The sequence below is a fragment of the Pandoraea anhela genome (genome assembly GCF_902459655.1).
Lineage (GTDB): Bacteria > Pseudomonadota > Gammaproteobacteria > Burkholderiales > Burkholderiaceae > Pandoraea > Pandoraea anhela.
The window spans coordinates 141091-161957 of sequence record NZ_CABPSB010000010.1 but is presented as its reverse complement, the minus strand read 5'-3'; the positions used below and the strand labels follow the sequence as shown (position 1 = coordinate 161957).

The following is a 20867-nucleotide window of genomic DNA, read 5'->3' as shown; positions in this document are numbered from 1 at the left end:
TAAATCAGTAAAGTGTCCGCGCTGTGCGTGACATCGTGTGACAGCGCTCAACGGGGCGCGACATGTTGTCGCTCCCCGCCACTTGCGGATGTCCTGATTTGCCATCGATCCTGCCATGCCACGAGCCACTACGCTATCCCCCCTCGAGCGTTCCCCGCCCGCCGTATCTGTTGCCCCTGCTGCCCCTATCGCCCCTGCCACTCCTGCCACCGATGCGGCGTCGCTCGATGTCACGCGTCTGCGCACGGCCGCCCGGCAGGCCTCGACGTTGCTGCGCGCGCTCGCCAACGAAGACCGCTTGCTGATCCTTTGCCAGCTCACGCAAGGCGAGCTGTCGGTCGGGGCGTTGGAGGCGCAGCTCGATATCCGGCAACCCACGCTTTCTCAGCAACTCGCCGTCCTGCGCAGCGAAGCGCTAGTGACGACGCGGCGCGACGGCAAACGGATCTACTACGCGGTCGCCGATGGCGCCGTGCTCGCCGTGTTGGCCTGTCTCTACGATCAGTTCTGCCCGAAAACATGAGGGATCGCATGAGGCGTCACGTGATGCCGACCGGTCTTCCCGCCTGACACCGTTCGTCCGGTTCGCCAGATTCAGGCGTTTGCCTTCGCTGTCGCCACAGGAGCTGACTGTCATGACACTCGACACGATTCACTTCACCCCTTGGACATCGCTCGCCGGTGGCGTGCTCGTCGGCGTGGCGGCCGTCTGGCTGATGCTGTCCCTGGGGCGCATCGCGGGCATCTCCGGCATTGTGGGGGGACTGTTGCGTCCTCGCGCGGGGGATGTCGGATGGCGCGTGGCATTCGTCCTCGGATTGATGGTCGCGCCTTGGGCCTATCGCGTGGTGGCGGTGGCGCCCGAAGCGCAGATCGACGCAAGTACGGCGATGCTGCTCGCGGCGGGCCTGCTGGTCGGCTTCGGCACGCGTCTGGGCTCGGGATGCACGAGCGGCCACGGTGTTTGCGGCCTGTCGCGCCTGTCGCGGCGCTCGCTCGTCGCCACGCTATGTTTCATGGCGATGGGCTTTCTGACCGTGTACGTCGTGCGTCATTTGCCGGGCGGCGTTGGGGGAGGTGCGGTATGAAGAAGCTGATCTTTGCGTTCCTCGGCGGGCTCGTTTTCGGACTGGGGCTGATGCTCGCAGGCATGGCGAATCCGGCTAAGGTGCTCGGTTTTCTCGATCTTGCGGGCGAGTGGGATCCCTCGCTGGCCTTCGTGATGGGCGGGGCGGTAGCCGTCGGTCTCGTGGGGTTCCGGCTGGCGCGCGCCCACGCATTGGCCTGGACTGGCGAGCCGCGCGTCTGGCCGGCTTTGCAGGGGTTTGGGGGCGTCGACAAGCGACTGGTGGTCGGTGCATTACTGTTCGGCCTGGGCTGGGGGATCGCCGGAATTTGCCCGGGCCCGGCGCTGGTGCTGCTCGGCGCTGGCTCAGGCAAGGCGCTGCTGTTTGTCGCCGCAATGCTCGCCGGCATGGCGATGCACGCCATCGTGACCCGACCGGGCACAAGAAGGGGCGACGCGCCAAAGGCGGTGGAAGACATTGTCAGGGCTTGCGGGCCAGTTCCTTACCCGCGTCGGCGGGCAACTGTCGCGTCACCGGAATCGACAGCAGCGAGAACAGCCCGATCACCAGAAACGCTGGCAGGAAGTCGCTCGCCATCAGTTGATCGTGACCGGCCAGCCGGCTGCTCGCCTGCAAGACCATCCCGGAAATCGTCACCCCGAGGCCGAGCGACAATTGCTGAACGACGCTGGCGAGGCTCGTGGCGCGACTCGCGTCCTCGCCGGCGATATCGGCGTAGACGATCGAGTTCAGACACGTGAATTGCAGCGAAGGGAAGAAACCGCCGAACGCGACGACACCCAGCATGACGATCACCGGCGTGTCATGCGTGAACAACCCGTAGGACGCGAGCGCCAGCCCCGCCAGTGCGGCATTCACGATCAGCACCTGGCGGAAACCGTATCTTGCCAATACACGCTGGGCGATCGCTTTCATGAAGATCGCGCCGAAGGCCGAGGCGCAGGTGATCATGCCGGACTCGAACGGGTCCATGTGAAGTCCTTCCTGCAACGCGAGCGGCAACAGGAACGGCACGGCGCCCAGCCCGATCCGGAAGAGCGATCCGCCGACTACACTCGCGTGGAACGTCGGTATGCGCATCAGACGAAAGTCGAGCAGCGGCGTCCGCACGCGATTGGCGTGCAGCCAGTAGGCATATATGAACAGCGCGCCGAGGATACACATCGCGATCACCACCGTATCGCTCACCTGATGCTCGCCGATCATCGCGAGTCCCAGCATCAACAACCCGCTGCCCAGCGCGGAAAGGATGAAGCCGGGCGTGTCGAGGCGGCCGGCGTCGCCGCCGCGCTCGTTGTCGATGTACTTGCCCGCCAGATAGATGCCGAGCAGGCTCACCGGAATATTGATGAAGAAGATCCAGCGCCAATGGAGGTAGGCGGTGATCGCACCGCCCAGCGGCGGGCCGATCACGGGGCCGAGCAGAGCGGGCATCGTCAGATAACCGATTGCCTTGACCAGCTCGTGCTTGGGAACGGCGCGGAAGATCACGAGGCGACCGACCGGGACCATCATCGCGCCGCCGACCCCTTGCAGGAAGCGCGCGAAAACGAACGTCGGCAATGTGAACGACACCGCACACAGAATCGACCCCACCATAAAGATGCCGATGGCCGTACGGAAAACATTGCGTGCGCCGAAGCGGTCGGAGACCCAGCCACAGATCGGAATGAAGATGCCCAGCCCCACCACGTAGGCGGTGAGCGCGAGCTTCAGCGAAATCGGATCCTGATGGAGGTCGCGCGCCATGGCCGGCAGCGACGTGGTGATCACCGTGGCGTCGATGTTCTCCATGAACAAGGCGCAGGCGATGATGAGCGGAATGATGACGGCGCGCGACACGATGGGGGAGACGGCTGGCGCAAAGACTCAGATTTTCCCACGATTTAAGTATTCGCTTCAATCGCAAACGCGACGTCGATCAGTGATTTGCCGCCAAACCCGCGCCGCCGGGGCGTGGGCGGGGGTGGGCGGGAGGAGCGGCGGGGGGGCGGCGGGGGGAGCGGCGCGGTGTTTGCCGGCAGCGTCAGGCGATCAGGTCGTCGGCATCCATCCGGTAAAGCACATGACGGCGCAGCCGATGGCCGGGGGGAATCAACGGATGCATGAAATCGTCTTCAGGACAGTGGTGCATGCCGATGCGCTGCATCACCGCACGTGACCGGACGTTGGCCGGCACCGTGAACGACACGAGATCGCGCATGCCGAGTGTGTCGAAGGCGTAGTGTGCCGCTGCGATGGCCGCTTCCGTCGCGTAGCCTTTCGACCACCACGCCCGCGCCAGCCGCCAGCCGATCTCCACGGCCGGCACGAACGGCGCTTCGAAGCCGACACGCATCAGGCCGACGAACCCGGCGAACGCCGTGATGCCGGGGATCTCGACCGCCCAGGGACCATAGCCATGCGTTTGAAGGTGCTCCGCCAGACGCCGCGCGACGGCGTCGCTCTGCGCCCGATCGAGCGTCGTGGGGAAATGGCGCATGACCTCGCGATCGGCATTGAGGGCGGCAAAGCTCGGCAAATCGTCGGTGCGCCACTGACGCAGCAACAATCTCGGCGTAGTGATCGTGGGCGCCTCGGTGTCGAAAGGCGATTGCGGATCGGAAGCCGTCCTCGATGTCGTCATGCAATCAAATCCAAAGAAAATGCGCGCTGATTCCGACTGCGAATGCGGAATGAAAGTAAATCAGTAAAAGCTTAATTCCAATGTCAACGCCGGGATGAATCTCCGCGAAAGCCTTGCGGTCCGGCCACCGGGGGTCGCCGGCGGGAATCATCTGGAATCGCCCGGAATCGAAGTGGCCCGGTCGATCGCCTTATCTTACGAAAACTTCTTCGATTCGGGAAATGAGATTGGCGTATGAGTTTGACGTATACGTCAACAAAACCCGATGCGTCGAATATGTCCCGATTTATACCTATTCCGACGCTCATGCGCGCTTGAGCGGATATGCCGCCCGATATCCTGATGGGCGTTCATTGGGATGAACGACGGCCGGCGGAACCCGGGCGATCACGCCCGTGGTGCAGAAATACGTCTAATCCTCAAGTCAAATCCTCAACTGGACTTATCCGTAATTTGCGGCGCTCCATTGAGAATTGTCCGAATGATTGGCGCATAGAGGTCGTGTTTGGAGAGTGTTTCGGATAACAGAATGATCGGAATGCGCTTAAATATTTATGATCGTATATTTTGATGCGTCGAATTATGTGTGAAGTTGTGCCGCCGGGGCTTCGCTCATGTGAGGCTGGGAAAGCTTTCCATATCTTGCAGCATGGTGCGTGAACCGTTAGTGCTGCGTGGAGTCCTGAGCAGTTGGCACGCAATTCCTCTCGTATCGCAAGGCAATTGGCCGGCTGTCCGGCGCAATATCGGCGGGCTTATCGCGGGAGCGGATGTCGCGGTAATCCGGGATTGCTGCCCGGTCGTTGAGCATTGTCTGAAGTGTCTCTCCTACAATTCAATGAGATTTGTGCGTCCTCAGACTCATTTGATGGAAATGCGGTTTTCAATTTATTAAAACTCGTGTTATTTTAAGTGGCGATCCATTTTTAACAATGTAAGGACACGCCAGATGGCAAGCTATAAGGAACTCGTCGCGCAACGCGACAAAATCGAGAAGCAGATCGAAGAGGCTCGCGCCCGTGAAGTGGCGGAGGTCATTGCTCAGGTCAAACAGAAGATCCAGGAATACGAACTGACCGCAAAGGATCTGGGGCTTGCCACGACCGACGGCCGTCGCCGTGCCGTTCGCGCGCAAATTGCGCCCAAGTACATGAATCCGGCGACCGGCGAAACGTGGTCGGGTCGCGGCCGCGCGCCGAAGTGGGTTGGGAAGAATAAAGAGAAGTTCCTGATCAAGTAATTCGCCGGCATCTGCCGGACTGGCATTGCCGGTCACATGCCAGGGAGGTCGGGGAGCAGACATCGCTGTGCCTCATCCGCACAGCGTCTTGCCATCTCTACGTGTCCCTGAGAGCAGTAAAGCGCAGCCCAGTAGTCGCTTTGTCCCCCCAACCCGGATCGCCTGGCTGTGGCTTGATGTGATGCAGTGCCGTAAAAGTCAAAACCCGCCGTTCGTTTATCGACGGCGGGTTTTTTCATTGGGGGAGAATTCCGGCTGGGCGAGACCGTGAATTGCGGCTGCCGCGTCATCCCTTACCGCGTACGGTTTTACTCGGCGCCGGGATCGTCAGGCGGGAACATCAGCGTGACCTGCAAGCCGCCGCTCGGGCGGTTGGCAAACGATACGCGTCCTCCCAATTGCTGGGTGAGCTTGTCGACGATCGCCAGCCCCAGTCCGCAATGTGCGTTGCCGCCGCGGGCCGGATCGAGGCGCACGAAGGGGCGCACGATGCGATTGATGTCTTCGTTGGGGATCCCCGGACCGCTGTCTTCGACCACCAGGCGCCAACCGCTCGCGTCCTGCGAGGTTCGGATGGCCAGCGGCGCGCGCCCGTAGGTCACGGCGTTATCGAGGAGATTGTTCACGATGCGTTCGAGATACGTCTGGCGCAGCTTGAACCCCGGCCCGGCCTGGAGATCCAGTTCGACGGTGTAGCCCTGATCGAGGAACGGCGCGGCGAGCGCCGGAAGGCGGGCTTCGACGGGGGACGCGGCGCTATCCACTTCAACGCCCCGGGCGAACAGCAGGAACTGATCGACGATACGGGTCATCGATTCGGCATCGCGCGTGATGCCTTCGCTCATCTGCACGTCGTCCAGCATCTCGGCGCGCAGTCGCAGGCGCGCCAGTGGCGTCTTCAGATCGTGGGCGATGCCGGCGAGCATCGTGTTGCGCTCGCGATCGGTCTGCACGATGTCCTGGCTCATGCGATTGAAACGCTCCGTCAACTGCCGCAGCTCCAGCGGGCCGCGCTCCCTGACCTGCGTTCGAAGGCGATGCGTTGCCAGTTGCTCGGCCGCAGCGGCCATGTCCCGCACGGGACGCTGCAACTGCCACGCCGCGAACAGCGCGAAGATGACGGTAATGCCCAGTACGGCCGCCAGACCCGGCAGGATCGTCGCGGTCCCCGGCGGATTACGCACGGACAGCACCGGCGTGGCGATCCAGTAATCGCGCCCCGGCAGGCGGGCCCAGATGCGCGGCGGCGGCGTACGCTCCACGCGCAATTGCGTGCCGGCGGGCAGGCGGCGGGCGAGTTCGGTTGTCAGACGCGCATTCTTGCTCGCCGGCTCGAAGACATCGCCATGGGCGAATGAGACGGGCACGACCTGCACGAGGTCGGGCAAGGTGAGGTTCGAATTGCCGTCATGCACCTCCGATGCGGCCTTGATGATGAAGGCCATCTGCTCGGCAGCGTTCTGCACGCGCGTATCGTCGTGATCGCTGCGAAGGATCGTGAGGTAAGAGAAGTGACTGATGACCAGCGCCGCGATGATGAGCACCGCGAGCCGTCCGAACAGGGTGTCGAAACGGCCTTTCATGCAGGGCTCCGCATGTCGGCCGTCAAAGGTAACGAAAACAAAATCGGCTGCATGCCGGAGTCCTTGTCAGACCGGCGCATCAACCGGTCGCCATGTCGGCGCGCTGGCCGTCGGGAACGAAGATATATCCACGTCCGCGCACGGTCTGGATGAAGCGCGGGCTTTGTGCGTCTTCGTCGAGCAGCCGGCGCAGGCGCCAGATCTGCACGTCGATGCCGCGGTCGTTGACGTCGCTGTCGGCGCCGTAAAGCAGTTCGATGATGCGTTCGCGCGAAAGCACCTGCATGGCGTGGTTCACCAGCAGGCGCAACAAGCCGTATTCGCCGTCCGAGAGGGTCAGCAACTGCGAGTCGCGGGTGAGCGTGCGGCTGCGAAAATCGAGCATGAACGGGCCGAACGCATAGTTTTCACGTTGCTCGGGCACGGCCGCGTCGGGCGTCTTGCGGCGGCGCAGCACGGCATTGATGCGGGCGAGCAATTCGCGCGGGCTGAACGGTTTGCCGAGATAGTCGTCGGCGCCGATTTCGAGTCCCACGATGCGGTCGATCTCGTCGCTGCGCGCGGTGAGCAGAATCACCGGCACGTCGTCGTTGCGGGCGCGCAGGTCGCGCAGGGCGGTGAGGCCGTCGACCTTGGGCATCATGAGGTCGAGCACGATCAGGGCGGGACGCTCGCGCTCGAGGCGCGCGGCCAGCCCTTCGCCGTCGTGCATCACTGCGACGGAGAAGCCGTGGCGGCTCAAATACTCGCGCAGGAGGTCACGTAAATCGGGATCGTCGTCGACAACAAGAATCTTCATATTCGTTCGGACAGGTTGTGTCGTCATGATAGTGGCCTCCCTGCGCGGCTTTGCACGTGTTTTGTTTCCGGAAATTACAGTCTTGCTCGCCTGTAACGTTGCGTAATAATAGAGCCAGCTTCGATAACGCACGAAATTCGTTCGCGTCACGTAAGCTTCGGTCTCTTAATCAGATGCCCTGCGTGATCGTCGATAGGTCGTTATCGGCGGCGTTGTCAGGGCGTCTGTCGCACACCCAGCCGCACGCCCGAATGCACGTCTTACGTCATGGGAATGCTGCGGCAAGGCACTGCACGGCAAGGCGTCGTAAGGCGCTACACCGTCCCGGCAGCAGCGATCCGACGCCACTTGCGAACCATCGCGAAGACGCCGGGTCTTTCAGCAGCATCGGATATTTCCGAGACCCAATACAGCGAAAGCTGTTGTAACAGGCGATCCCATTGAGCTGTTACAGCCGTCTGCTATGCTGGTCAGCCAGTGACGCGTGTGCCGCCGCTCGGGCGTTTTGGCCCTGTCGGGCGGTTTGTCGCGCCGCAGCAATTCGCTAAAAAAGAACGTCGTCCGTATCGGACGAATCCGCTAACTACTCCGTTGTTACGAGGAAGTCATGACCGAGCACGGTCCCCACGGTTCCGACAAACCGAACGGTTCTGAGCGTTCGCCTGCACCGCAGACGCCGCCGACACCACCGGTTTCGACATCTCCCGCGCCGTCGCGCACGCGCCGCTGGCTCGTGCCGGGCGTGATCGGGTTGATCGTCGTGCTCATCGCCGGGGGCGTCTACTACCGTCTGCACTCGCAAAACGCGCAGGGTCCGGCGCAGGCGGGCGGGCGCCGTGGCGGCCCCCCGGGCGGCATGCCCGGAGCCGGCGCGCCGGCCACGCCGGTCACCGCCGTTGAGGCGAAAACCGGGGATCTGCCGGTATTCCTCAATGGGCTGGGCACCGTCACGCCGACGCGTAGCGTCACCGTGCATTCGCGGGTGGACGGGCAACTCATGAAGGTGCATTTCAAGGAGGGCGATCTCGTCAAAGCCGGGCAATTGCTCGCCGAGATCGATCCGCGTCCGTTCCAGGTGCAGGTCACGCAAATGGAAGGTCAACTTGCGCGCGATCAGGCGTTGCTCAAAAACGCTCAACTCGACCTCGCCCGTTACGAAACGTTGCTCAAGCAGGATTCGATCGCCACACAGACGGTCGATACGCAGCGCGCACTCGTCAAGCAGTACGAAGGGACAGTCAAGTCCGATCAGGGGCAGCTCGACAACGCCCGTCTGCAACTGACTTATGCGAGCGTGACGGCACCGGTGTCGGGCCTCGCCGGCCTGCGCCAGGTCGATCCGGGCAACATCATTCATGCGTCCGACACCAACGGAATCGTCATCATCAACGAGGTCACGCCGATCACGGTGGTGTACACGATTCCCGAAGACAACCTGCCGAAGGTCGTGAAGCGCGTGCGCGGCGGGCAGACGCTGCCGGTCGAAGCCTTCGACCGCGCGGGCAAGATCCGGCTGGCGCAGGGCAAGCTCGCCTCCATCGACAACCAGATCGACACGACGACGGGCACCGTCAAGCTCAAGGCCGAGTTCGCCAACGCGGACGGCATGTTGTTCCCGAACCAGTTCGTCAACGTGAAGATGCTGGTCGACACGCTTAATGGCGCGACGCTGATTCCGAGCGCCGCCGTGCAGCGCGGCACGCAAGGCAGCTTCGTATATACCGTGCAGCCGGATCAGACGGTCAAGCTCAAGACGGTGAAGGTCGGGCCGACCGACGGCACTTATATTGCCGTGGAGTCCGGTATCGAACCGGGGGAGAAGCTTGTGATCGACGGCATGGACAAGCTGCGTGACGGGGCCAAGGTCGAAGTGATCACGGCCGAGAGCCGTGCGGCCGCTGTTGCGCCGCGCGCGCCGGGCGAGAAACGCAACGGCAACGGCAACGGCAGCGGCGGCGCGCATCGCCGTCAGGCGCAATAACGGTGTTCCCGGGCATGCGTGCGCATCGTCGGCTCATGCTCGCGCGTGTCCCGGATCTCGCCATCGCCCCGCGCTCACGCTCACATTTGCGCTCACGCATCGCCACGCCCTCAAGAGACGCCTTTCGACGTAGCCAATGAATCCGTCCCGTCAGTTTATTCTCCGACCGGTCGCCACATCGTTGCTGATGCTGGCGATCCTGCTTGCCGGTTTCGTCGCCTATCGGCTGCTGCCGCTCTCGGCACTGCCGGAAGTCGACTATCCGACCATTCAGGTGGTCACGCTGTATCCGGGTGCCAGCCCGGATGTGATGACCTCTTCGGTAACGGCTCCGCTGGAGCGTCAGTTCGGGCAAATGCCAGGGCTCAATCAGATGTCGTCGACCAGTTCGGGCGGCGCGTCGGTGATCACGTTACGGTTCTCGCTCGATCTCGGGCTCGATGTCGCCGAGCAGGAGGTGCAGGCCGCCATCAACAGCGCCAGCAACCTGTTGCCGAGCGATCTGCCGATGCCGCCGATCTACAACAAGGTCAACCCGGCGGACACCCCGATTCTGACGCTGGCGATCATGTCGAAGACCATGCCGCTGCCGAAGCTTCAGGATCTGGTCGACACGCGCGTGGCGCAGAAAATCTCGCAGTTGCCGGGCATCGGGCTGGTCAGTATCTCGGGGGGGCAGCGTCCGGCCGTGCGTATTCAGGTCAATCCACGTGCCATCACGTCTTACGGACTGAATATCGAAGACGTTCGCACGTCCATCGCGGCGGCCAACGTGAATCAGGCCAAGGGGAGTTTCGACGGTCCGCTGCGCGCGTCGACGATCGATGCCAACGATCAGCTGGCGTCGGCGGACGAGTACCGCAACCTGGTGATCGCTTATAAGAATGGGGGGCCGATCCGGCTGTCCGACATCGCCGACGTGATCGACGGCGCGGAAAATACCAAGCTCGCCGCCTGGGCCGACACCACGCCGGCGATCGTGCTCAACGTGCAGCGCCAGCCGGGCGCGAACGTGATCGAGACCGTCAACAAGGTCAAGGCGTTGTTGCCGCAGTTGCAGGCGGCGCTGCCGGGCAGCATCGACATGCAGGTGCTTACCGACCGCACCACGACGATCCGCGCGTCCGTCTCCGACGTGCAGTTCGAACTGATTCTGGCCGTCGCGCTCGTGGTGATGGTCATCTTCCTGTTCCTGCGCAACGTCTCGGCGACCATCATCCCGAGCGTGGCGGTGCCGCTCTCGCTCGTGGGCACGTTCGGTGTCATGTATCTCTCCGGTTTCTCGATCAACAACCTCACGCTCATGGCGCTGACCATCGCGACCGGCTTCGTGGTCGACGACGCCATCGTGATGATCGAGAACATCGCCCGCTACATGGAGCAGGGCGAGAAACCCTTGCAGGCGGCGCTCAAGGGCGCGGAACAAATCGGTTTCACGATCATTTCGCTCACGTTCTCGCTGATCGCCGTGCTGATCCCGTTGCTGTTCATGGGCGACGTGGTCGGGCGGCTGTTCCGCGAGTTCGCCATCACGCTGGCGGTGTCGATCCTGATTTCCGCAGTCGTCTCGCTGACGCTCACGCCGATGATGTGCGCCAAGCTGCTGCGTCACGTGCCGGAGGAGAAGCAGGGCAAGTTCTATCGCAAGACGGGCGCGATGTTCGATCGCATCATCGCGAAGTACGGCGAGTGGCTGACATGGGTGCTCGATCGTCAGCCGGCCACGCTGCTCGTCGCCCTCGGCACGCTGGTGCTGACCGTGCTGCTGTATATGTGGGTGCCGAAGGGCTTCTTCCCGGTGCAGGATACGGGGGTGATTCAGGGCATTTCCGAAGCGCCGCAATCCATTTCGTTCGCCGCCATGGGCGAGCGTCAGCAAGCGCTCGTCGCCGCCGTGCTCAAGGATCCGGCGGTGCAGTCGGTGTCCTCGTTCATCGGGGTGGACGGCGTGAACGCCACGCTCAATAGCGGGCGTCTGCTCATCAACCTGAAAGACAAGGAAACGCGCGGGCTCGATGCGTCGGAGGTCATCCGTCGCATTCAGCCCGAAGTCGCCAAGGTGCCCGGTATCGCGCTCTACATGCAGCCGGTGCAGGATCTGACGATCGAAGATCGCATCAGCCGCACGCAGTATCAGTTCACGCTTCAGGATCCGAGTCTAGATACGCTGGGCGTGTGGGTGCCGAAGCTGGTCGAGAAGCTGCAACATGTGCCGCAATTGGCGGATGTTACGAGCGATTTGCAAGTCAACGGCCTGCAAGCCTACGTGGATATCGATCGCGATACGGCGAGCCGCCTGGGGGTCACGCCGGCAGCCGTCGATCAAACGCTGTACAGCGCTTTCGGGCAGCGACTGATCTCCACGATCTATACGCAGGCCTCGCAATACCGCGTGGTGCTCGAGGTGGCCGACGACTTTCAGCGTGGGCCGGACGCCCTCAAGGGCATCTACGTCGCCTCGACGTCCGGGGTGCAGGTGCCGCTCACGTCGTTCGCGAAGATCGTCGAAAAGCCGACGCCGCTGGCCATCAACCATCAGGCGCAGTTCCCGGCCGCGACGATCTCGTTCAATCTCGCCAAGGGCGCGTCGCTCGGCGATGCCGTGAAGGCGATCACGGAGGCGGAAAAGTCCATCGGCCTGCCGGTGAGCACGCAGACGACGTTCCAGGGGGCGGCGCAAGCTTTCCAGGCGTCGCTCTCGAACACGCTGTGGCTGATCCTGGCGGCGGTCGTCACGATGTACATCGTACTGGGCGTGCTCTACGAGAGCTACATCCACCCGATCACGATTCTGTCGACGCTGCCCTCCGCCGGGGTGGGCGCGCTGCTCGCGCTCATGGTCTCGGGCAACGACATCAGCATCATTGCCATCATCGGCATCATTCTGCTGATCGGTATCGTGAAGAAAAACGCGATCATGATGATCGATTTCGCGCTCGAAGCCGAGCGCGAGCACGGCATGGCGCCGCGCGAGGCCATTTATCAGGCATGCCTGTTGCGTTTCCGCCCGATTCTGATGACGACGATGGCCGCCGTGCTGGGCGCGTTGCCGCTGATGCTCGGCTCGGGTGTCGGCTCGGAACTGCGCCAGCCGCTCGGCATCACCATGGTCGGGGGGCTGATGGTCAGTCAGGTGCTGACCCTGTTCACCACGCCGGTGATCTATCTGTGGTTCGATCGCTGGGCGCTGCGTGCGAGGGCATGGCGTGAACGGCGTTTCGGGCCGTCGGACGACACCTCGCACGGTGGCGATCACGACGATCGCGGCGGTCCCGGCGGCGGGGGGGCGGGCGCGGCGGGCGCGGCAGTCACGACGGACGGTCCGGTACGATGAACCTGTCGGCCGTCTTCATCAAGCGCTCGGTCGCGACCGTTCTGCTCACCATCGGGGTGACGCTGGCGGGCATCGTCGCCTTCGGGCTGCTGCCGGTCTCGCCGTTGCCGCAGGTCGATTTCCCGACGATCTCGGTGTCGGCGTCGCTGCCCGGCGCCAGTCCGGAAACGATGGCTGCGAGCGTGGCCACGCCGCTGGAGCGCTCGCTCGGGCGGATTGCCGGCGTGACGGAAATGACGTCGAACAGCTCGCTGGGCTCGACCCGCATCACGCTGCAATTCGATCTGTCGCGCGATATCAACGGCGCTGCACGCGACGTGCAGGCCGCGATCAACGCGGCGCGCAGTCTGTTGCCGACAGGGCTACCGAGCAACCCGACCTACCGCAAGGTGAACCCGGCCAGCGCGCCGGTGATGATCATCGCGCTGACGTCCGAGAGCATGACGCGCGGGCAGATGTACGATGCGGCGTCCACGATCCTCGCACAGAAGATTTCGCAGCTCGAAGGCGTGGGCGACGTGACCGTGGGCGGCAGTTCGCTGCCTGCGGTGCGCGTCGAACTCAACCCGACGGCGCTCAACAAGTACCAGATCCCGCTGGAGACTGTGCGTGCGGCGATTCAGGCCGTCAATGCGAACCGTCCGAAGGGGGCGCTCGAAGACGGCGACCGTCGCTGGCAGATTCTTGCGAACGATCAGGCGAAGACGGCCAGGGAATACCTGCCGGTCATCGTGAGCTATCGGGACGGCCGCCCGGTGCGCCTGTCCGATATCGCTGACGTGGTCGATTCGGTTCAGGACCTGCGCAATGCCGGTTCGGCCAACGGCAAACCGTCGGTGCTGCTGATCATCACGACGCAGCCCGGCGCGAACATCATCGAGACGGTCGACGGCATCAACAAGATTCTGCCGAATCTGCGCGCATCGATTCCGGCGGCGATCAACCTCGACGTGGTGATGGACCGCACGCCGACGATCCGGGCGTCGCTCAAGGAGGTCGAGCGCACGTTGCTGATCTCGATCGCGCTCGTGATCATGGTCGTCTTCCTGTTCCTGCGGAACTGGCGCGCCACGCTGATTCCAAGCGTGGCGGTGCCCGTCTCGCTGATCGGCACCTTCGGGGTCATGTATCTGTTCGGCTTCAGTCTCGATAACCTGTCGCTCATGGCGCTGACCATCGCGACCGGCTTCGTGGTCGACGATGCCATCGTCGTGCTCGAAAACATTTCGCGACATATCGAAGCGGGGCTCAGTCCGTTCGCTGCGGCGCTCAAGGGCACACGTGAGGTCGGCTTCACGGTGCTGTCGATGAGCATTTCGCTGGTGGCGGTGTTCATTCCATTGCTGCTGATGGGCGGTATCGTGGGGAGGCTGTTCCGTGAGTTTGCGGTCACGCTCTCGGCGGCCATCCTGGTCTCGCTGGTCGTCTCGCTCACCACCACGCCGATGATGTGCGCGCGACTGCTCAAAGGCAAGCCGGCGCCGGGCGTACCTGTAGGCACCGCCCCGCTCGCGCCGGAGCCGCCCGGGCGTCCGTCCGTCTGGACCCGTATGGGTGACGGGACCGAACGCTTGTTCGCGGCGATGCTGCGCGAGTACGAACGTTCGCTGGCATGGGCGCTGTGTCACGGGCCGCTCATGCTGCTGATCCTGCTGGCTACGATCTGTCTGAACGTCTGGCTGTACATGGTGGTGCCGAAAGGCTTTTTCCCGCAGCAGGACACGGGGCGAATGATCGGGTTCATTCAGGCCGATCAGGCGATCTCGTTTCAGGCGATGGAGAAGAAGCTCGCGGACTTCATCAAGATCGTGCAGGCGGACCCCGATGTGGCGACCGTGACCGGTTTTACCGGCGGCTCGAACCGTAACGGCGGTTCGATGTTCGTCACGCTCAAACCGCTGGGCGAGCGCAAGTTCACGGCCGATCAGGTGATCGCGCGGTTGCGGGGCAAGCTGGCGAAGGAACCCGGCGCGATGCTTTACCTGCAATCGGTGCAGGACATTCGCGTCGGCGGGCGCTCGAGCAACGCGCAGTATCAGTACACGTTGCAGGCTGACGACCTACAACAATTGCGCGAGTGGGAGCCCAAGGTGCGTAACGCGATTTCGCGGCTGCCGAACCTTGCCGACGTCAACACCGATCAGCAGGACAAAGGCTTGCAGACGACGCTGGACATCGATCGCGATCAGGCGTCGCGCCTCGGGCTGACGATGAGTCAGATCGATAACGTGCTGAACGACGCCTTCGGCCAGCGTCAGGTGTCGACCATCTACAACCCGCTCAATCAGTACAAAGTCGTGATGGAAGTCGCCCCGCGGTGGTGGCAGAGCCCGGAATCGCTCAAGGACATCTACGTGGTGACATCGGCGGGCGCGCAGGTGCCGCTCTCGGCGTTCGCCCGTTATCGTCCCACCAACACGGCGCTGGGTGTCTCGCATCAGGGACAGTTCGCGGCGAGCACCATTTCGTTCAACCTGCCGGCCGGGGTGTCGCTCTCGCAGGCGCAGGCGTCGATCAACGATGCGGTCAGCCGGCTGGGTATGCCGACGTCCGTGCAGGGGAGCTTCCAGGGCACGGCGCAGGCGTTCCAGTCGGCGCTGTCGTCGCAGCCGATTCTGATTTTGACGGCGTTGCTCACGGTGTATATCGTGCTCGGGGTGCTTTATGAGAGCTATATCCATCCGCTCACGATCCTGTCGACATTGCCGTCGGCGGGCGTGGGCGCGTTGCTGGCATTGCTGCTGTTCAATACCGAGTTCAGCATCATCGCGTTGATCGGGGTGATTCTGCTGATCGGCATCGTCAAGAAGAACGCGATCATGATGATCGACTTCGCCCTGGAGGCCGAGCGACGTCAGAATCTGCCGCCGCGCGAGGCCATTTTCCAGGCATGCGTGCTGCGCTTCCGTCCGATCATGATGACGACGATGGCGGCCATGCTCGGGGCGATTCCCCTTGCGCTGGGCACGGGCGACGGCGCGGAGTTGCGCCAGCCGCTGGGCATTTCCATTGTGGGCGGTTTGCTCGTGAGCCAGGTGCTCACGCTTTACACGACGCCTGTGGTGTATCTGTATCTCGATCGTTTGCGTCTGCGCTGGGCGCGTTGGCGCGCGCGCGGCCAGACCGGTCACAGCGATGTCGGGGAGGTCGATCATGGTTGATGATGCGATTCGCGATGTGCGCTCGTCTGCGGCGTCCTTCCCCTCCGAGCGCTCCCGCAAGGCTCCCGAAACCTTTGTTACGGCCGAACGGCCGATGTGTGCCATGGCCCGTACCCTGAATCGTCCAATCTCCAGCGTTCGTTCCCAAGTCACCGTGACGGCGACGAAAGTGAAGACGACGAAAGCGAGAGGGCATGGCGGTAGCACAGGGGTGTCGCCGCGCATGCGCCGTTCGGCGACCTGGCTTGCCGCGAGTGCTGTGCTGTGGCTCGCGGGTTGCGCGTTGGGGCCCGACTACGTTCGTCCCGACATCGACACGCCGGCGGCATTCAAGGAAACCGGCGACTGGAAGCTGGCCGAGCCGAGCGATGCGGCCGCCAAGGGCGATTGGTGGGCCATCTATCAGGATCCGGTGCTGTCCGATCTGATGACGCAGGTCGACATCAACAATCAGAACGTCAAGATCGCCGAAGCCAACTATCGCCAGGCGCTGGCGGTGGCGTCGCAGGCCCGTGCCGCCTTTTTCCCGACGATCGGCGCCGATGCCGGTGTCACGCGCAGTAGCTCACGCGTGAGCAATACGGCGATCAGCGGATCGGGTGTCGGCGGCATCTCGAACAGCTATAGCTTGTCGGGCACCGCGAGCTGGGAACTGGACTTGTGGGGCAGTGTGCGCCGGTCGGTCGAAGCGGGGAATGCCAGCGCCGAGGCGAGTGCGGCGGATCTGGCGAATGCGCGTCTGTCGGCGCAGGCGCTGCTGGCTCAAAACTATTTCGACCTTCGGGTGACGGATGCCCAGAAGGCGCTGCTCGAGCGCACGGTCTCGGCGTACGAGCAGACGCTCAAGCTTACGCAGAATCAGTATGCCGTCGGCGTGGCGCAGCGCTCGGACGTGATTCAGGCGCAGACCCAACTGCAACAGGCGCAGGCGTCGGCGCTCGATATCGAAGTCACGCGCGCGCAACTCGAGCATGCGATTGCGTTGCTCGTCGGCAAGGCGCCTGCCGTCTTTTCGTTGTCGCCGGCGCCATTGCGCGCCGCATTGCCGCCGGTGCCGGTGAGTCTGCCGTCGCAGTTGCTGGAGCGCCGGCCGGACATTGCGTCCGCCGAACGCGCGGTGGTGGCCGCGAATGCGAAGATCGGCGTGGCGAAAGCGGCGTTCTTCCCGACGCTGTCGTTGTCGGCGACGGGCGGCTTCCAGAGCAACAGCTTCGCCAACTGGCTGACGCTGCCGAGCCGCTTCTGGTCGGTCGGACCGGCGCTGGCCGCAACGCTCTTCGACGGCGGGCTGCGCCGCGCACAAACGGATGCCGCCATTGCGGCGTACGACGCACAGGTCGCTACGTATCGCCAGACCGTTCTCACGGCGTTCCAGGCGGTGGAGGACAACCTTGCCGCGCTGAACTATCTGGGACGCGAGGCCACCGTGCAGAATCAGGCCGTGCAGTCGTCACGCGAAGCGGCGCAACTCATCCTCAACCAGTACAAGGCGGGCACCGTCGGATTCCAGAATGTGCTGACCGCGCAGGCCACTGCGTACACCACGGAACGTACCGCGTTGACGATCCTCGGCCGACAGTTTACGGCGAACGTGCTGCTCGTCACGGCGCTTGGCGGTGGCTGGCATGGCCTGCCGCACGAAGGCGCTACGGTAAGCGGCGCTGCGGCAGACCGGCCGGATGTGGCGAAGGCTTCCGGTGTCGGCGCACCTGAGTAACTACGCATATTTCGAGGCTCGCGGCAGCCAGATCACCAAATCCAGCGCGGGTGTTTAAGGTAATTCTGACTTTCTCGATCAGAATGTCGGAAACCCGTGCTGCGAATCTTCCGAATGCCGGTGACGCGAGTAGCACAAACGGCGTCGCTGTGCGTCTGTGCAATTTCACCTCCATGCGAGTCGCGTCAAGCAGTTAGGGCGCAGTACCCGCTCTATCGGGCAGCATGCGGGCCTCCCGCTCTTTGACCACACCGCGTGGCAAGCCTGCCTCGGCGTCATGACTATGTGACGTTTCCCATCCGGTCGGCATGATCCCTTTTTGCCAGAATGGACCCGCTTCGTTGTGACGGCCGGCACGAAGCACTGCGCATCTGCGCGGTCATCACGGTCTGCCAGATGACGAATAGAAAAGGGGGCAAGGATGACGATCAATGTCGTGGTCGCAGACGACCATCCGATTGTGCGTTTTGGCATACGGCGTCTGCTCGAAGAGCGGGAAATGATCCATCTGGTCGGGGAAGCCGGCAATTCGTCGGAGTTGGTGAATTTGCTGGCCAAGTCGCCGTGCGACATTCTCGTGACCGACTTTTCCATGCCGGGCGGCAACTTCAAGGACGGACTCTTTCTTATCGGCTACGTTCGCCGATACTTCCCGCACATCAAGATCATCGTCGTGACGATGCTCGAGAATCTGGCGATTCTCCGAGGCATGCTCAAGCTTGGCGTGCATTCGATTCTCTCGAAACTGGACGAGCAGAGTTCGATTGCGGATATCGTCTGCGTGGTTGCGGATGGCAGTCGTTACATTCCGGCGGGGCTGGCCACGCGTTTGCACGACTCGGTGGCCGACGACACCGAAATCGATGCCTCCAAACTCTCGGGGCGTGAAGTCGAGGTGGTGCGGCTGTTCGTCTCGGGATTGACCATCAGTGAGATCGCGTTTCAACTCAGCCGCAGCGTCAAGACCGTCAGTTCGCAAAAGACCAATGCCATGCGCAAGCTCGGCCTCGATCGCGATGTCGATCTGTATCACTACGCCACGCGCACGGGCATCACCTGATCTCTCAGGCTTGCCTGTGCACATGTGGCCATGTCGGGATCAGGCGGGCAGTCGAATGGCCCGCATGTCGCGCAGGATCAACTCGCCGGCGCGCAGCATCTGCTTGAGTTGGTGGACCACTTGCTTGATCTCCTGCACCTGAGCGTCCGCGGCGTCGGGTTGCTGCTCCTGCGCGACAACGAGCGCATCGAGACGTCGCGTGTAGTCGCGCATCGCCTCGGTCGCCGCCTGCGTGTCCGTCGGCACGGACGCCGCGGGGGCCGCGACTGCTTGCGAGAGCAGGTCGCTGATCGCGGCGACCACCTGTCCCAACGCTCCGCTCTTGTCTGCCGCAATCTGGCGCGGCAGCACGTCCGACATGCCCGTGATGTAAGACGCCATCACGTGGTTCTGCACCAGCAGATCATTGAGTTCCGGCACGCAGACTTGCTTGGACTTCGGTTCGAGCATCATCCGCTTGAAGGCGGCGCCGAAGTTTCCGAACGCGATGTGCATGTCCTTGCGCGCCAGGCGATAGGCCAATGCATCGCGCTTGCCTTCGAGACCGGCGCTGGCTTCCAGATACGTGCGCGTCGATTGCACGGCGTTGCGGATCAGCGGCCCCATCAACCGATATTCCCAGTATGGGAACAGGTAGGAACACACCAGTGCGATTGCCGAGCCGATCAACGTATCGATCGCGCGCTCACCGATCACCGACAGCGACCCGGGCAACAGAAAGTGGAACAGGAGCAGCACGTAGGACGACATGAAGACGACCGACAAGCCGTAGTTGAACAGCGACAGGCTGTTACCCATCACCATGCAGAAGAACATGAGCGCCAGCAGAATCCATGCTTTGTGCACAAACGACAGAATGAGCAGTACGCTCACGCAGCCGATGAGCGTGCCGGTCAGACGCTGTGCGTTTTTCTGTTTGGTCAGACTGAAGCCGGGTTTCAGAATCACGATGATCGTGAGTAGTACCCAGTAGCTGTGGTCTTGCCCGGCGAGCAGCGTCCAGTTCTCGCAGATCAGCAGCCCGGCCGAGATGGCGATGGTCACGCGTAACGCATGGCGAAAGCTCGGTGAGGAAAAAGTCAGATTTTTCCAGAGCAGTTTCGGAGAAAAGCTCTGTCGCGACGTGAAGCGCACCAGTGCCTGATCGATTTGCATCTCGGTGGCGGTCCCTGCGGTTCTCACGTTCGTATTGCGATGCATGCGCTCCACGATACGCGTGGTGCTCCACACGCGGCGGAACGTACTGGTGAGCGCCTGATACGCTTCGGGCGATCGTTGTTGAAGCGACTGCTTGCGCATCAACTCGATCTCGTACTCGATGGCCCGAAACTCCGCGCGCCAGCTGCGTTGCGCCCGCGAGGGTTCGTTGGTAGCGATGGCGTAGCCGATGGCATCCACCTCGATGGCGATCTTGCGAATCATGTCGCGAAAGAACAGAAGCACGTCGTTGTTGGCGAACTCCCGGCGCAACATCGGGTAGTCGGTATGCACCGACACCACGGTTTCATGCAGATCGACGATGTTGATGAACAGGTTGAACAGCATGGTGCGGCGTGGCTCCAACGCGCCGATGCGTAGCCGTGGCAGATTGCGCAGAATGATTTCGCGCGCGGCTTGCTGCTTTTCCACGACATTGACCTGGGCGGCGATCAGACGCCGGTAGCAGTCGTCGATGTCGGTCGACGTATCGTAAAAGGCCGCCTTGGCTTCCAGATATTCCGACGTGACGAAGAAACACTCGGCCAGCGTCTGCTGCTCAATGCGAAACCACCAGATCCGGCAGACGAACAGACTGAAATAGGTGTACCAAAGCCCGCCGGCGAGTACGGCGCCGGCATCGAGCACAGCCTGCCGACGCGTCAGGTCGGCCTCGACGTTGAGTACCATCATCATCAGGCAGGCGAAGCTCACCAGCGAGGCGCGAAAGCCGTAGACCACGAGCATCGACAGCCCGAAGGTCAGGATCAGCGACGTGAACCACAGTTGCCACGGGTGGGCGGCCGTCGCGATGCCCGTGATGAGCACGGTGAGTGCGCCGAGCAGCGTACAACTGAGCAGTTCGGTGTGCTTGTGACGCAGCGGGCCGTTGATGTCGACCACGCTCGCGCAGAGTGCGCCCGAGGCGACTTCGATGCCGAGCACATGCTCTTCCATCCCCCAAAAGAGGACGAGCGCAGGCAGGATAACGCCGACCGCCTGCCGGGTGCCGCCGAAAAAGTAATGGCTATATAGAAACTTCTTGATATCGGTTTGATAGTCCATGCGTCGGGTGCGAGGG

13 protein-coding genes and 1 pseudogene are annotated in these 20867 nt (G+C 62.8%); 9 read left to right on the top strand and 5 right to left on the bottom strand.

Annotation, left to right across the window (positions count from 1 at the left end):
- Positions 1-115 precede the first annotated feature (115 nt).
- The 3 genes and pseudogenes from PAN31108_RS27090 to PAN31108_RS26790 all read left to right on the top strand — a co-directional run.
- The gene (locus tag PAN31108_RS27090) at positions 116-523 is read left to right on the top strand and encodes an ArsR/SmtB family transcription factor (protein WP_150669662.1); all 408 of its coding nucleotides are present in this window, start codon (positions 116-118) and stop codon (positions 521-523) included.
- Positions 524-635: 112 nt separating this feature from the next.
- Positions 636-1088, top strand: coding sequence for a YeeE/YedE family protein (locus PAN31108_RS15280; protein WP_150669661.1), 453 nt, complete (start codon positions 636-638; stop codon positions 1086-1088).
- Positions 1085-1501 (top strand): annotated as a pseudogene (locus PAN31108_RS26790) (DUF6691 family protein); the annotation flags it as partial. The gene PAN31108_RS15280 and the pseudogene PAN31108_RS26790, both read left to right, overlap by 4 nt.
- A 46-nt stretch (positions 1502-1547) precedes the next feature.
- On the opposite strand, the gene PAN31108_RS15270 reads toward PAN31108_RS26790, so the two are convergent.
- Positions 1548-2882, bottom strand: coding sequence for an MFS transporter (locus PAN31108_RS15270; protein WP_246183983.1), 1335 nt, complete (start codon positions 2880-2882; stop codon positions 1548-1550).
- A 232-nt stretch (positions 2883-3114) separates the two neighbouring features.
- Positions 3115-3714 carry a GNAT family N-acetyltransferase gene (locus tag PAN31108_RS15265; protein ID WP_150669659.1) on the bottom strand — a complete coding sequence of 200 codons (600 nt, stop codon included), beginning with the start codon at positions 3712-3714 and terminating at the stop codon, positions 3115-3117.
- 949 nt (positions 3715-4663) lie between these two features.
- Between PAN31108_RS15265 and PAN31108_RS15260 the strand changes: the two genes are divergently transcribed.
- Positions 4664-4954 carry an H-NS histone family protein gene (locus PAN31108_RS15260; RefSeq protein WP_069341589.1) on the top strand — a complete coding sequence of 97 codons (291 nt, stop codon included), beginning with the start codon at positions 4664-4666 and terminating at the stop codon, positions 4952-4954.
- A 308-nt stretch (positions 4955-5262) separates the two neighbouring features.
- On the opposite strand, the gene PAN31108_RS15255 is transcribed toward PAN31108_RS15260, so the two are convergent.
- Both PAN31108_RS15255 and PAN31108_RS15250 read right to left on the bottom strand, forming a co-directional pair.
- Complete coding sequence (locus PAN31108_RS15255) at positions 5263-6537, bottom strand: ATP-binding protein (RefSeq protein WP_150669658.1); 1275 nt, start codon at positions 6535-6537, stop codon at positions 5263-5265.
- A 79-nt stretch (positions 6538-6616) separates the two neighbouring features.
- The gene (locus PAN31108_RS15250; RefSeq protein ID WP_069341591.1) at positions 6617-7336 is read right to left on the bottom strand and encodes a response regulator; all 720 of its coding nucleotides are present in this window, start codon (positions 7334-7336) and stop codon (positions 6617-6619) included.
- Positions 7337-7943: 607 nt separating this feature from the next.
- On the opposite strand from PAN31108_RS15250, the gene PAN31108_RS15245 reads away from it, so the two are divergent.
- The 5 genes from PAN31108_RS15245 (at position 7944) to PAN31108_RS15225 (ending at position 18589) form a co-directional block, all read left to right on the top strand.
- Entirely contained in the window at positions 7944-9317 is a 1374-nt protein-coding gene (locus PAN31108_RS15245; protein ID WP_246183975.1) for an MdtA/MuxA family multidrug efflux RND transporter periplasmic adaptor subunit, read from the top strand.
- A 136-nt stretch (positions 9318-9453) separates the two neighbouring features.
- On the top strand, positions 9454-12651 hold the full coding sequence (locus tag PAN31108_RS15240) for an MdtB/MuxB family multidrug efflux RND transporter permease subunit (RefSeq protein ID WP_150669657.1): 3198 nt from the start codon (positions 9454-9456) through the stop codon (positions 12649-12651).
- A complete protein-coding gene (locus PAN31108_RS15235; RefSeq protein WP_150669656.1) occupies positions 12648-15812 on the top strand; it encodes a multidrug efflux RND transporter permease subunit in 3165 nt (1054 codons plus the stop codon). Before PAN31108_RS15240 ends, PAN31108_RS15235 begins: the two co-directional genes overlap by 4 nt.
- 223 nt (positions 15813-16035) lie before the next feature.
- On the top strand, positions 16036-17529 hold the full coding sequence (locus PAN31108_RS15230; RefSeq protein WP_246183982.1) for an efflux transporter outer membrane subunit: 1494 nt from the start codon (positions 16036-16038) through the stop codon (positions 17527-17529).
- Positions 17530-17950: 421 nt separating this feature from the next.
- Positions 17951-18589, top strand: a complete 639-nt coding sequence (locus PAN31108_RS15225) for a response regulator (protein WP_069341595.1) — start codon at positions 17951-17953, stop codon at positions 18587-18589.
- A gap of 39 nt (positions 18590-18628) precedes the next feature.
- On the opposite strand, the gene PAN31108_RS15220 is transcribed toward PAN31108_RS15225, so the two are convergent.
- Positions 18629-20851, bottom strand: coding sequence for an FUSC family protein (locus PAN31108_RS15220; RefSeq protein ID WP_150669655.1), 2223 nt, complete (start codon positions 20849-20851; stop codon positions 18629-18631).
- Between the last annotated feature and the right edge of the window lie 16 nt (positions 20852-20867).

Bases quoted from the DNA above. Each gene is read 5' to 3' on its own strand.
- PAN31108_RS27090 (WP_150669662.1), top strand. From the start codon at position 116: ATGCCACGAGCCACTACGCTATCCCCCCTCGAGCGTTCCCCGCCCGCC.
- PAN31108_RS15280 (WP_150669661.1), top strand. From the start codon at position 636: ATGACACTCGACACGATTCACTTCACCCCTTGGACATCGCTCGCCGGT.
- PAN31108_RS15270 (WP_246183983.1), bottom strand. From the start codon at position 2,882: ATGGAGAACATCGACGCCACGGTGATCACCACGTCGCTGCCGGCCATG.
- PAN31108_RS15265 (WP_150669659.1), bottom strand. From the start codon at position 3,714: ATGACGACATCGAGGACGGCTTCCGATCCGCAATCGCCTTTCGACACC.
- PAN31108_RS15260 (WP_069341589.1), top strand. From the start codon at position 4,664: ATGGCAAGCTATAAGGAACTCGTCGCGCAACGCGACAAAATCGAGAAG.
- PAN31108_RS15255 (WP_150669658.1), bottom strand. From the start codon at position 6,537: ATGAAAGGCCGTTTCGACACCCTGTTCGGACGGCTCGCGGTGCTCATC.
- PAN31108_RS15250 (WP_069341591.1), bottom strand. From the start codon at position 7,336: ATGAAGATTCTTGTTGTCGACGACGATCCCGATTTACGTGACCTCCTG.
- PAN31108_RS15245 (WP_246183975.1), top strand. From the start codon at position 7,944: ATGACCGAGCACGGTCCCCACGGTTCCGACAAACCGAACGGTTCTGAG.
- PAN31108_RS15240 (WP_150669657.1), top strand. From the start codon at position 9,454: ATGAATCCGTCCCGTCAGTTTATTCTCCGACCGGTCGCCACATCGTTG.
- PAN31108_RS15235 (WP_150669656.1), top strand. From the start codon at position 12,648: ATGAACCTGTCGGCCGTCTTCATCAAGCGCTCGGTCGCGACCGTTCTG.
- PAN31108_RS15230 (WP_246183982.1), top strand. From the start codon at position 16,036: ATGCGCCGTTCGGCGACCTGGCTTGCCGCGAGTGCTGTGCTGTGGCTC.
- PAN31108_RS15225 (WP_069341595.1), top strand. From the start codon at position 17,951: ATGACGATCAATGTCGTGGTCGCAGACGACCATCCGATTGTGCGTTTT.
- PAN31108_RS15220 (WP_150669655.1), bottom strand. From the start codon at position 20,851: ATGGACTATCAAACCGATATCAAGAAGTTTCTATATAGCCATTACTTT.